Annotated in this window: 12 protein-coding genes; 7 read left to right on the forward strand and 5 right to left on the reverse strand. The window is 72.6% G+C overall.

What is annotated here, in order from left to right; translation table 11 throughout:
• Window positions 1-10: 10 nt before the first annotated feature.
• Window positions 11-1,252 carry an ABC transporter substrate-binding protein gene (locus tag F9C41_RS08450; RefSeq protein WP_155386066.1) on the reverse strand — a complete coding sequence of 414 codons (1,242 nt, stop codon included), beginning with the start codon at window positions 1,250-1,252 and terminating at the stop codon, window positions 11-13.
• Window positions 1,253-1,476: 224 nt separating this feature from the next.
• Between F9C41_RS08450 and F9C41_RS08455 the strand changes: the two genes are divergently transcribed.
• The gene (locus F9C41_RS08455) at window positions 1,477-3,897 is read left to right on the forward strand and encodes a sensor histidine kinase (RefSeq protein ID WP_155386067.1); all 2,421 of its coding nucleotides are present in this window, start codon (window positions 1,477-1,479) and stop codon (window positions 3,895-3,897) included.
• A 13-nt stretch (window positions 3,898-3,910) separates the two neighbouring features.
• Window positions 3,911-4,345, forward strand: coding sequence for a roadblock/LC7 domain-containing protein (locus F9C41_RS08460; protein ID WP_155386068.1), 435 nt, complete (start codon window positions 3,911-3,913; stop codon window positions 4,343-4,345).
• 15 nt (window positions 4,346-4,360) lie between these two features.
• Here the strand turns inward: F9C41_RS08460 and F9C41_RS08465 are convergent, their stop codons facing one another.
• Window positions 4,361-5,200, reverse strand: a complete 840-nt coding sequence (locus tag F9C41_RS08465) for a hypothetical protein (RefSeq protein WP_155386069.1) — start codon at window positions 5,198-5,200, stop codon at window positions 4,361-4,363.
• 147 nt (window positions 5,201-5,347) lie between these two features.
• On the opposite strand from F9C41_RS08465, the gene F9C41_RS08470 reads away from it, so the two are divergent.
• The 3 genes from F9C41_RS08470 to F9C41_RS08480 all read left to right on the forward strand — a co-directional run bounded on the left by F9C41_RS08470 (window position 5,348) and on the right by F9C41_RS08480 (window position 6,339).
• Window positions 5,348-5,494 (forward strand): hypothetical protein, encoded by a 147-nt coding sequence (locus tag F9C41_RS08470; protein ID WP_155386070.1) that lies wholly within the window; start codon window positions 5,348-5,350, stop codon window positions 5,492-5,494.
• A 120-nt stretch (window positions 5,495-5,614) separates the two neighbouring features.
• The gene (locus F9C41_RS08475; protein ID WP_155386071.1) at window positions 5,615-5,803 is read left to right on the forward strand and encodes a hypothetical protein; all 189 of its coding nucleotides are present in this window, start codon (window positions 5,615-5,617) and stop codon (window positions 5,801-5,803) included.
• A 272-nt stretch (window positions 5,804-6,075) separates the two neighbouring features.
• Window positions 6,076-6,339 (forward strand): hypothetical protein, encoded by a 264-nt coding sequence (locus F9C41_RS08480; protein ID WP_155386072.1) that lies wholly within the window; start codon window positions 6,076-6,078, stop codon window positions 6,337-6,339.
• Between the two features lie 101 nt (window positions 6,340-6,440).
• Here F9C41_RS08480 and F9C41_RS08485 read toward each other — a convergent pair whose 3' ends face one another.
• Window positions 6,441-8,015 carry a sugar ABC transporter permease gene (locus F9C41_RS08485; protein WP_155386073.1) on the reverse strand — a complete coding sequence of 525 codons (1,575 nt, stop codon included), beginning with the start codon at window positions 8,013-8,015 and terminating at the stop codon, window positions 6,441-6,443.
• A gap of 219 nt (window positions 8,016-8,234) precedes the next feature.
• Here F9C41_RS08485 and F9C41_RS08490 point away from each other — a divergent pair, with 219 nt between their 5' ends.
• Window positions 8,235-8,780, forward strand: a complete 546-nt coding sequence (locus tag F9C41_RS08490) for an SMI1/KNR4 family protein (protein ID WP_196279675.1) — start codon at window positions 8,235-8,237, stop codon at window positions 8,778-8,780.
• Between the two features lie 27 nt (window positions 8,781-8,807).
• Here F9C41_RS08490 and F9C41_RS08495 read toward each other — a convergent pair whose 3' ends face one another.
• Window positions 8,808-9,419 (reverse strand): tyrosine-protein phosphatase, encoded by a 612-nt coding sequence (locus F9C41_RS08495; protein ID WP_155386075.1) that lies wholly within the window; start codon window positions 9,417-9,419, stop codon window positions 8,808-8,810.
• An 82-nt stretch (window positions 9,420-9,501) separates the two neighbouring features.
• Window positions 9,502-10,923 carry an aldehyde dehydrogenase family protein gene (locus F9C41_RS08500; protein ID WP_155386076.1) on the reverse strand — a complete coding sequence of 474 codons (1,422 nt, stop codon included), beginning with the start codon at window positions 10,921-10,923 and terminating at the stop codon, window positions 9,502-9,504.
• 179 nt (window positions 10,924-11,102) lie between these two features.
• Here F9C41_RS08500 and F9C41_RS08505 point away from each other — a divergent pair, with 179 nt between their 5' ends.
• Window positions 11,103-11,936, forward strand: a complete 834-nt coding sequence (locus tag F9C41_RS08505; RefSeq protein WP_155386077.1) for a helix-turn-helix transcriptional regulator — start codon at window positions 11,103-11,105, stop codon at window positions 11,934-11,936.
• Window positions 11,937-11,954 lie beyond the last annotated feature (18 nt).

The following is an 11,954-nucleotide window of genomic DNA, read 5'->3' on the forward strand; positions in this document are numbered from 1 at the left end:
GGTCCGCCGGTCACGGCTTGGGCTCCGGGCTGCTCCATCGCGCCGGGGCCGAGGCGAGTTCGACCGGGTAGACCAGGCGGTACGAGCGGTCCTGCCACTGCTCGACGACCGCGGCGGCGAACTGGTTCTGGCCGTCGTCGCCGAAGCGCACCCCGTCCCACGGCATGATCATCTGAACCGCGGTCAGGGAGGTCCGGCGCAGCGCGGTGCGGATCGCGGCGGCATCGGCCGAACCGGCCGCGTCCACGGCCGCGGCCAGCGCCATGGTCGCGGTGAAGGCGTCGGCGGCGACCGCGCTCATGGGCTTGGCGTAGCGCTGCTCGTACAGCTGCGCGACGAGCCGGGCGGCCGGGTCGCGCTGGGCGAGGTCGGCCGACCACGGCACCGCCCGCAGCAGCGCGGCCCCGCCGTCCGGCCGTTCGAGCATCCGAAAGCCCTGGCCCAGGCCGAACAGCGTCGGCCGCGGCGTGGCCTGCCCGACGGCGTCGGCGACAGCCTGGGCGCCGGCCGCGGTCTGCGCCCAGGCCACCACCGTCTGCCCGGCCGACTCGGCGAGCCGGTCACGTAGTTGCGCGAGGTCGGCCGCGGCCGTGCCCACCGTCAACGACGTGCCGATCGGCACGGCTGCCCGGCGGGCCAGGTCGCGCAGGTTCGTCACCGCCGCGGCAGAGCCCCCGCGTCCGGCCTCGGTGACCAGGGTGATCCCGCCCGCGTCGGCCGTGCGGCGGGCCAGCAGCGCGAACGCGGCCTCCGCGAGCCGGCTGTCGCTCGGCCCGGTCCGGAAGTACCAGTCGATGCCCAGCTCGGTGAGGTAGTCGTCGGTGCTACGCGCGTCGAGCAGCGGCACCCGCAGCCGCTGGGCCTGGCTCGCGGCGGCCTCGGCGATCTCCGTGGACCCGGCCAGCACCAGCCCGGCCACGTGCTCCTCCTCGGCGAGCGAGGTCAGCGCGGCGGAGGCGGCCTCGGTCCCGCCCGCGGTGTCGCGGGTGGCCAGGCTCAGCCGCGCGCCGCCCCGCCCCGGCAGGCCGGTGCCCGCGGCCAGTGGCAGCGGAAGATCGGGGTGGTCGTCGTTGACGACGTCGACGGCCAGCCGCGCACCGTTGACGGCGTCGACGCCCCAGCCGGCGTCGGGGCCGCTCATCGGGGCGAGCACGCCGACAGTCGCCGGCTGTGGGGTGTCCGAGGTGGTCGTGCATCCGGCGGCCAACAGGGCGACCGAGGCCAGGCAGCACGCCAGGCGCAGCCGATTCATGGACGCACGCTCCGTTGTGGAATAACTTGCCAGTGCCGATGATCGTGGACCGGGGTATCTTTTCGTGCGCGACTGAGAGTTTCAAGCCCTGGCGTCGTATGTGTTCCGTTAAATAAGTTCATCCCGGATGTACTTGCTGCGGCGTCACGGCCGACGGTTAGATGTACGGAGCAAAACCCAGATCACTCTGATGTGGACTGAGCAAAGTGTACGGAGGTCGTCCGGTGACGGATCAAGGGCGTCGCAGTGGGCGGGCGACCGGGGCGCATCGCCGCTCGTCGCCGCTGCGCAGACGGCTCTGGCGGGTGCCCACCAAGCTCGCCGCGGTGCTCACCGTGCCGCTGCTGGGCTTCCTCGTCGTCGCCGGTGTGCAGATCTCCGACTCGGTGCGCACCGCCGCCGACCTCGACGCGTTCTCCCGTCAGGTCGCCCTCGGCGACGAGATCACCACCCTGGTGCACGAGCTGCAGAACGAACGCGACCGCACCGTCGGCATGCTGGTCTCGCTGTCGGCGGCGGGCTCGCCGGTCCGTGACGTCGCCGCCCTTGCCCCCGAGCGCACCGCCGTCGACCGTGCCGCGGCGCGCTGGCGCACGGCCGCCGGGGAGCTGGCCGCCGATCCCGCGACGGCCGGCCCCTACCGGACCGCCCGGGACCGGCTCGACCAGGTGGCTCCGGTGCGCGCCGGGGTCGCCGGTGGCTGGCTGCGCGCCCAGGCCGCCTTCGACGCGTACACCGGTGTCATCGCCGCCCTGCACACGCTGCTGCCCGCCCCGGCCGACGTCGTCGGCGACGACGCGCTGGGCCGGCAGGTCCGCGGCTTCAGCAACCTGGCGCGGGCCAAGGAGCTCACCGCGCAGATCCGCGGCCGCCTCTACATGCTCTGCTACGGAGCCGCCTTCGAGGCCGCGCCCGGCGCGCGCCTCGCGCAGGCCCGCGCCCAGCGCCAGGCCGCGCTGGCCGGTTTCCGGGCCGATGCCGACCCGGCGCAGGTCTCCCGCTTCGAGGACGTCGTCGCCGGTCAGGCCGTACGCAACGCCAACCGCCTCGCCGAGACGATCGTGGCCGCGGAACCCGGCTCCGGTGTCGACCCGCAGCAGTGGTGGTCGGCCAGCACCACCGAACTCGAGCAGCTGCGCACCGTCGAACAGGACCTGCTGGCCGGCGCGTCCGAGGCGGTCGCCGCGGCCAGCGGCAGCCGCTGGCTCACCACCCTGTTCGGCTCGCTGGTCACCATCGTGCTGCTGCTCGCGGCACTGCTGATGTCCGTCGTGATCGGCCGGAACATGGCCTCCACGCTGCGCTCGCTGCGCACCCAGGCGCTGATCGTCGCCGAGGTCGCGCTGCCCGCCGTCATCGAGCAACTGCGGCTGTCCCCGACGACCGCGCCGCCGGTGCACGTCGAACCGATCGTGGTCGGCTCCCAGGACGAGGTGGCCGAGGTGGCCGAGGCGTTCACCGCCGTGCACCTGAGCGCGGTCCGGCTGGCCGCCGAGCAGGCCAGCATGCGGCGCAACGTCAACGAGATCTTCATCAAGCTGTCCCGGCGCAGCCAGACCCTGGTGGAACGGCAGCTGCAGCTGCTGGACACGATGGAGTCGGCCGAGGTCGACCCGGACAAGCTGGGCAACCTGTTCCGGCTCGACCACCTCGCCGCCCGCCTGCGCCGCAACGACGAGAACCTGCTCGTGCTGGCCGGCGGCGACACCGCCCGGCACTGGAACCGGCCCAAGGACCTCAACACCATCGTGCTCGCGGCCACCGCCGAGGTCGAGCACTACCAGCGGGTCCACCACGACACCCCCGACGGGGTGCACGTCGTCGGCCACGCCGTCGCCGACGTCGTCAACCTGCTCGCCGAGCTGCTGGAGAACGGCACCGCCTTCTCCCCGCCCGACACCTCGGTGCGGGTGAGCGGCCACGCCCTGCCGGACGGGTCGGCCGAGCTGATCGTCGCCGACGACGGCATCGGCATGTCCGCACAGCTGCTCACCGAGGCCAACAGCCAGGTGTCGGAGCCGGTCAGCATCGACACCTCGGCGGCCGAGCGGATGGGCCTGGTCGTGGTCGGGCACCTGGCCCGGCGGCACGGCATCACCGTGCAGCTGACCTCCGGCATCCGCGGCGTCACCGTGCGGGTGCACCTGCCCGAGGCGCTGATCGCGCCGGCCCCCGCCGAGGAACCCGACGCCACGCCGCCCTCCGGCGACCCCGACGCCGACGCGTCGGCGCTGTCCTCGTTGCGCCGTCGCGTGCCGACCCGCTCCGAGGACGTGCTGACCCCCGAGCGCCGCTCGCCCAGCATCTGGTGGACCCGTGACGCCGAACAGCAGCCGGCCGGCGCACCGGCGGCCGAACCCGCGCCGCAGCCGACGCTGACCAAGGCCGGTCTGCCCGCCCGCACCCGCCGGACGGTGCCGCAGGCCAACCAGGCCGCGAGCACCCGCTACGAGGCCGACCCGGACGCGCTGGGCGACACGCTGACCAGGCTCTACGAGGGTGTACGGCGGGCCGAGGCCGAGGCGCAGGACGGTGCGGAGCCGGGCACGGCAGCCGAGCCGGCGGCCTCGCCCGAGCCGGAACGAGACGACGCCGAGGGGCGGACCGAGGCGGAGCGGCAGCTGACTCAGCCGGCCGGCAAGTGACAGGAGAGTGGAAATGGCGATCAGCGCAGCTGCGCGTGACTTCAACTGGCTCATCAACGGATTCGCCGAGCGGGTGGCCGGTGTCGTGCACACCGTGGTGGTCTCGTCGGACGGCCTGCTGGTGGCGGCCTCGGACCGGCTGCCGCGCGACAGCGCGGACCAGTTCGCGGCGGTGACGTCGAGCCTGGTCAGCGTGACCAAGAGCGCGGCGTCGCTGTTCGACGGTGACTCGGTGCGCCAGACCGTGGTCGAGATGGGCCGCGGCTTCCTGCTGGTGATGCCGATCCGCGACGGCTCGATCCTGGCTTCGCTGACCGCCGCCGGGGCCGATGTGGGGGTGGCCGGCTACGAGATGGCCAAGCTGTGCAAGCAGGCCGGTGAGGTGCTCACCCCGGCGATCCGCGCCGAACTGCAGCAGTCCCTGCCGCAGGTCCAGCACGTCGGCTGAGCCGCGTGCCGCCGCTCAGCCGGCGAGCACCCGGCGCAGCTCGGCCATCGCGCGGTCGGTGTCCCAGCGCGCGAGCTGCGGCCAGGTGTACGCCTTGCGCAGCTGCTCGAGCGCGCGGACCCCGACCAGGTAGCCGATCCGGTCGGGCAGGTGGTACCCGGCGTGCATGTTCAGGTAGCGCCGCTGCACGTCGCGGTCCGTCGCGTCCAGACACGCCAGGATCTCCGCCCGCGCGGCGGGCAGCACCTGCTCGCACTCGGCCAGCCAATCCTCGTGGCCGGGGCCGAACCACAGGTGCTCGGCAGGCCCGTACTCCGGCAGCAGTTCGGTGGTGAGCAGGGTCGCGAAGCCCTCGGCGAAGATCCCGTGCCCGAGCGGCCCTTCCTCCGGCCACGGCGTGGCGGGCATCGGCAGTTGGATCGCGTGCGCCATCTCGTGCGCGGCGAGGATCCTTGCCGCAGTGTCGTGCGGCAGCTGCTCTACCGCCATGAACAGCGTGGGCCTGCCGTCGACCTCGCTGACCCAGCCGTTCGACCTGGCCAGGCCGACCATGCTGACGCACGGCACGGTCAGCTCCTCGGCCTGCAGCGCCGGGGCCACCAGGCGGGCGGCCTGCTCGAACCAACCGGCGGCAAGCGCGCCGTTGGCCCTGATCCGGTCGATCAGCTCGGGGTATCGCGCGAGTGCGGGTCCGGGATCCGGCTCGCCGCCGCCGCGGATGACGTCGGCCACGACCTCGGGATGGCGGGCGATGTACCCCCGCCACAGGCGGAGCTGCCGGTCCGGGGGAGCGTCCGCGGCCTGTGCCCAGAAGTCGAGGAAGGCGGGCACCAGATCGCGTACCAGGGTGGGCATCCGGCGATCGTATCCGCGCTCCTGCCGCGTCGGGGTGGGACGAATTGCCCCTCCCGGCCAACGCCGGGCACCCACCTCTATCTATTGACACCGGCAAATATAAACCCTACGTTCAGTGCATCGTCGGTGACGCTGAGGGGTGGTCCGATGCTTCGTGACATCAAGAGAACGGTGTTGGTGCTGGCGGTGGGGCTGCTGGCCGCGGTTGCGCTCGGGGCGTCCCCGGCATACGCCGACTGGTGCCTTCAGGGCAACCCGGACGGCTCCTGGACCTGGATCGACTGCACCACATAGGTCGGCGAGGCCTCGGCGTGTGGCGCGGGGGGTGCCGCCTGCGGTCCGCCGCACATCGCTTGATCGAGTGCGCTCGTGCGACGATGAGCGCCGGGTCACCGTCGACGAGTTGGAGTGATCATGCGCTGGGTGTGGCTGGTAATCGGAGTGCTGCTGGTGCTGTCGGGGATCGTGTGGACCTTGCAGGGCCTGGACCTGCTCGGCCAGTCCGGCGGCATGAACGGGCAGCAGATCTGGGCGTTCATCGGCCCGGTCACCGCGGTCGCCGGAGTGCTGCTGATCCGCCTCGGGCTGCGGCGGCAGGCCTAGCGGTAACACCGGTGGGATGGGGCAAAGATGAATCGCCCACGATCGAATGGCGCACGGTTCGGTGGGCTGTCACGCGTGCTCCCCGGCGCCGTCCTGGCGGGACGACGGGCCCGGGGCGATGCACCGAAACCACATCAGGTCCGCGGAAAGCTTGCTCATTTGCCGCCGCACAGCGCATAGTTCCAGTACACCCCCGTCTCGTCGTAAGGAATGCCGCCGTGCATGCAGACAACCTTTCGCCTGTACGTCCCGATCTGAGTGCAATGACGGAAATGACGCACGAGGCGATGGTTGCGCGATGGCAGCAGGGCCTGGTCACGCCGATGTCCTCCACGATAAACACCTTTGCCAAGACCGACGGCAGCTGGTGGACCGTGAGCGACGGCGCGTGGCAGCGGGTTCCCGAGAGCGCGCGCAGCGAGCAGCTCGACTACCACCATGACCGCTTCGCGTCGACCTGCCAGGCCAAGGGCCCGGCCGGGTCGAACTCGCCGTGGGGCGCCGCCAACCCGGGAAGCATGACCGGGCGCCGCTAGCCCGAAGCGGATTCTCGCAAAACCGGAAGCTTCGACCAACGGGCCGGTGAGACCCAGGCCGCGCGGAGACGCGGATCCTGGGTGGCACCGGCCCGTTGGCGTCAGTTGCCGGCGTCGGGTGTCGGGGCGGGCGCTTCGGTGTCGGTGTCCCGGCCGGTCCGCAGCGCGAGCCGATCCAACACCAGCACCTGCACCGCGCCGACCGTAGCCGCGACGAGGAGCAGGACCGGCAGCGGATAGAGCCAGCCGACCGGCACCGCCTCCGGGACCCCGAACATCTGGATCGCCTGGAGCACCACGACCTGCATCGGGGCGCTGTCGGGCGCGTAGCCGGCGATGATCGGCCACAGCGTGTCCTGGGCCTGCACGACCCACGTGATAAGCGCGGCGAGCCCGACGACCGGCAGCGCCAGCGTCCAGCGGACACCCCGGAACAGCAGCGCCGACCCGAACAGCACCGGGATCGTCAGCGACGCGGGCGGGATCAGGAACAGGAACGCGCTGCCGTCCTCGGCGCGGTGCATCCAGGCGTCGGGCGCGAGTCCGGCCAGCCCCACGAACAGCCACGGCGCGAACGGCAGCAGCAGCAACTCGCTGCGGCGGCCGAGCGGCCGCAGCGCGCCGATCCCGTAGCCGGCCAGGGCCGCGGCGAGCACCCCGACGACCGTCGAGATCAGCGGTGGCAGCCAGGTGGAGGCCAGGTGGGTGAACAGGCTTCCGCGTACGGCCGCGGTGTCGAAGCCGACCGAGTTCAGCAGCCACGGGGTGAGCCCGGCCAGGCCGAGCAGCAGCAGGCCGCCGCCGACGACGGAGGCGGCGACCCGCCATCCCGCGGTGCTCGCCGGTGCCGTACTCGGCTCCGCCGACGCGGGCCGGTCCGCGGGCACGATCCGGGCACGGGCCAGGATCAGCCAGACCGCGACGCCGATGCCGAGGACCGCCAGCAGCAGCCCCAGCAGGACCGCGACGGCGGAGGCCGTGCCCAGCCGGAAGGTCCGGAACGCCTGATCGAAGATCAGCACGGTAGGCGTCGCGTACCGCGGGCCGTCGGGGGTCCTGCCCAGCACGTAGGGGAAACCGAACGACTGCAGGCCGATCGCCAGCGCCGATGCGGTGAGGACGCCGCTGACCAGCAGGGCGCCCGCCCAGGTGTCGCGCGGCCGGGTCGAGCGCCGGAACACCAGCAGGAACGCGGTCGCGCCGAGCCCGACGGCGAGCCCGAAGAACGTGAGGTACTGCGCGAGAAGCGGGTTCAGGCTGTCAGGGGAGCGGTCGAACGTGAGCACCCAGGAGGCGGCCGCGCCCGCGGTGGCCAGGGCAGCCAGCGGCAGCGCGAACGCGATGCGGACCGTCCAACGCCCGGCCCGGCCTGCCCGCGCGGCGAGATATGCCAGTGCGCCGCCGACGACGACCGCGGTGAGCGTCACCAGCACGGCGAAGACCAGCGGCCAGACCAGCGCCCCGGCGAAGTCGGGGAACGAGTCCGCGTAGTTCTCCAGCCCGACCTGCTCCGCATCGCGGCCGAGCATGTCGACGTCGGTGAAACTCGCCAGCAAGGTCCGCACCGTGGGCACCACGTAGCCGCTGAGCAACAGCAGGAACGCGGGGATGACGGCGAGCAGTCCGAACAGGACGTGGGCGGGGCGGTCAGGGGATTTCGGCGCGGTCTCGGTCACAGTGTCCGATGCTAATGCCTGCTCCTGACGCCGGCACGCGATACGTCCGACCGAAATGGACGGTGCGGTCTACGCCGACGCACGCAGGTAGGTGACCACGGCCACGACCCGGCGATGGTCCTCGTCCCCGGCGGCCAGGCCGAGCCGGTCCGTTGACCGCCGGGCACCTCGGGCGTACGGGGGACGGCAGCCACCCGCCGAGGTGCTTCAATGCCACACATGTCGTTCTCCTCCACCCTCGCGGCGATCGACGGCTGGCTGGCCGAGCATGCACCGCTGACGCTGCGCGACCTGCCCCCGCCCGCGACCACGGCAGACCTGGCAAAGGTCCGCGCGCAGCTCGGCGTGGACCTGATCAAGGACGTGGAGGAGCTGCTGCGCTGGCACAACGGGGCCGGGCGGGCCACGCCGCCGTTCTGCCTCGCGCCGGGCTTCGCCTTCCTGGGCACGGCCGACATGATCGCCGTGTCCCGGCGGCGCATCGCCGAGGACGAGGCCCGGCCCATGTGGCACCCCTGGAACCGGCAGTGGCTGCCGGTCGCCACGGGCAGGCGGGGCGCATGCCTGGCCGTGGAGCACGCCGACAACGACGCGCACGGCCACGTCGGCATCTCGTCCACGGAGGACGGTCGCGACGGCCCCAAGACCTGGCCCGACCTGGGCATGCTGCTCTCTCGCACCTACGAGGCCATGCGATACGGCAGCCGGTTCATGAAATCCCGGCGGACCGTGCTCGACGGCAGGCTCGACTGGGAGGAGGCCTGACGCCGGGTCGGCGAAACGATGCTTCGCCTACTCGCGCAGCCTGTCGCGTACCGCCTGCTGCGTATCGAGGCCGGTGCCGGTGCGGAGCAGGTACGGCTCCACACCGCCGTATCGCTCGTCGAGGTGCGCCAGGGTGTGCAGCATCGGCTGCGGCGAGCAGCCGTCGGTGCGGGCGTAGTCGTCGGCGATCAGTCCGTTGTCGACCCCGGCGAGCCGCAGCAGCAGCGCGACCAGCACTCCGGTGCGGTCCCGGCCGGCGTGGCAGTGTACGACGACCGGTCCGGCCGGGGCCTGCGCCACGGCGCGCACCGCGGTGCCGATGCGCTCGATGTTGTGGTCGAGCATCGGTGCGTACGTGTCCGGTGGTGGGACGTAGCCGAGCACGTCGTCGAGCATGGGCACGTGCCGGTATACGGAGTCGTCGGCGAACGGGCTCGGCCTGCCCTCGATCTCCCAGGCCCACCGCAGGTCGACGACGCGGCTGACCCCTCCGTCGCGGGCGGCCTGGAGGGTCGCCGGCGGCAGCTGGTCGTGGTGGCCCGTGCGCCACAGCGCACCGGCGCGGACGCGGCCGCCGTCGGTGGTCGGCAGCCCGCCGAGGTCACGGGCATTGCGGCAGGTCGACCAGTCGAGACTCATCGGACTCCCCCTCGCCGAGTCGGGCAGGCAAGCCCGGCGGGCCCTGCCATCCTGCGATGGTAGTGCCCGCCGGGTGCGCCGGTCAGCGCTGGATGGACTTGGTCTCCAGGTACTCGTCCAGTCCGAAGTGGCCGAACTCGCGGCCGTTGCCGGACTGCCGGTAGCCGCCGAACGGGGCCAGGGCGTTCCACGGCGCGCCGTTGACGTCGACCTGTCCGGCGCGCAACCGCCGGGCGACGGCGAGGGCGTGCTCGGGTTCGCCGAAGACGCCGCTGGTCAGCCCGTACATGGTGCTGTTGGCGATGGCCACGGCGTGGTCCTCGTCGGTGTACGGGATGATCGTGAGCACTGGGCCGAAGATCTCCTCCTGGGCGATCGCCGAATCCGGGTCGACACCGGCGAAGATCGTCGGTCGCACGTAGGCGCCGTCGAGCCCTGCGGGCCGTCCCGGCCCGCCGAACACGAGCTTCGCGCCGTCGGCGATGCCCCGCTCGATGTACCCGTCGACCTTGCGCCGCTGATCCTCCGAGACCAGCGGCCCGAGCCGGGTGGCCTCGTCGGTGGGGTCGCCGACGGTGTACTGCGCCGCGGCCGCGACCGCCAGCTCGACGATCTCGTCGTGGCGGGCCGCGGGGACCAGCATCCGCGGCCACGCGCCGCAGACCTGGCCGCTGTTGGTGAACACCATCATCAGACCCTTCTCGACGGCCTTTGCCAGGTCGGCGTCGTCGAGGATCACGTTCGCGCCCTTGCCGCCGAGTTCGAGCGCGACCCGCTTGACGGTCTGCGCGGCGACCGCGGAGATCCGCCGCCCGGCCCGGGTCGAGCCGGTGAACGAGATCATGTCGATGTCGGGGTGCGCCGAGATCGCCTCGCCGACGACCTCGCCCGTGCCGTACACGACGTTGGACACGCCCGCCGGCAGGCCCGCCTCGGCGGTGACCTCGGCCAGGATGCGCGCCGTCAGCGGCGCGACCTCCGACGGTTTGAAGACCATGGTGTCGCCCGCCACCAGGGCGGGCGCGAGCTTCGACATGATCTGCTGCAGCGGGAAGTTCCACGGTGTGATCGCGCCCACGACACCGATCGGCTCGCGGACGATCAGGGAGTTGCCGACCTGCTCGGTCCAGGCGTAGTCGGCGGCGAGGGCGGCGAAGGAGTTCGCCACGGCGACCGGGAAGCCGATCTGGGCGGTACGGGACATGGTGATGGGTGAGCCCATCTCGGCGGTGATCGTGACGGCGATCTCCTCGGCGCGGGCCTGCAGGCCTTCGGCGATGCGCCGCACGACGGCGGCCCGCTCGGCCGGGTCGGTGGCCGCCCAGCCGGGGAAGGCGGCTCGGGCCGCGGCGACGGCCTGGTCGACGTGCGCGGAGGTGCCGGCGGGCGCCTGGGCGACGATCTCGCCGGTCGCCGGGTTCGTCACGGGGATGGTCTCACCGGAGCCGGCGACGACCCGGCCGCCGATCCAGTGTCCGAGTGGGGTGGGTGCTGGGTTGTTCATGCTTCGACTGTGGCGGCCCGGCATGGCCGTATCCAGGCACAACCTGTCCGTGGCTGCGGGTCGCGGATCGGCGCACGATCGACTCCCGGCTTCGCCGACGCCCCGGTGTGACCCTCGTTGCCGGCGGAACACCGCGGGTCCGGGGCGTTGTTGGCAAGATCAGAGAACGGAGCCGCGTCATGCAACGGGATCGACTCGCCGAATTCCTCCGGACCAGGCGTGAGGCGCTGCAGCCGGAGGATGTCGGGCTGCCCCGCGGGCAGCGTCGGCGCACCGGTGGCCTGCGCCGAGAGGAGGTCGCGGCGCTCAGCGGCATGTCGACCGACTACTACAGCCGGATCGAGCAGCAGCGCGGCCCGCACCCGTCGGAGCAGATGCTCGCCGCGATCGCTCGTGGCCTGCGGCTGTCGCTGGAGGAGCGCGACCACCTGTTCCGGCTCGGCGGCCACGCCGTGCCGCGGCGGGTCCTGCGCGCCGACCACATCAACCCGGGCATGATGCGCATCTTCGACGGCCTCGGCGAGGCCGCCGCGCAGGTGGTGAGCGATCTCGGCGAGACGCTGCAGCAGACCCGGCTCGCCGTGGCGCTGCTGGGCGACGAGACCGCCTACACGGGGCTCGCCCGCAGCCTGCACTACCGGTGGTTCACCGACCCCGGGGCGCGGGAGCTCTATCACCCGGACGACCACGCCGTGCACAGCCGACAGCTCGCCGCGGACCTGCACCGCTCCTACACCCGCGACGGCGGCCGTGGGCGCGCGGGCGCGATCGCCGACGCGCTGCTGCGTACCAGTCCGGAGTTCGCCGACCTCTGGCGTGGGCATCCCGTGCCCGGCCCGTACTGCGTCGCGAAGCGGCTCCGGCACCCCCAGCTCGGTCCGATCGAGCTGCAGTGCCAGACCCTGCTCGATCCCGACCAGTCCCAGGCCCTGCTGCTCTACACGGCGACGCCGGGCAGCGAGAGCTACGAGAAGCTCCAGCTCCTGTCGGTCACGGGGGGCCTGCCCGTCTGAGCCGCCTAGGATCGATAG

The organism is Catellatospora paridis (assembly GCF_009720365.1).
Lineage (GTDB): Bacteria > Actinomycetota > Actinomycetes > Mycobacteriales > Micromonosporaceae > Catellatospora > Catellatospora paridis.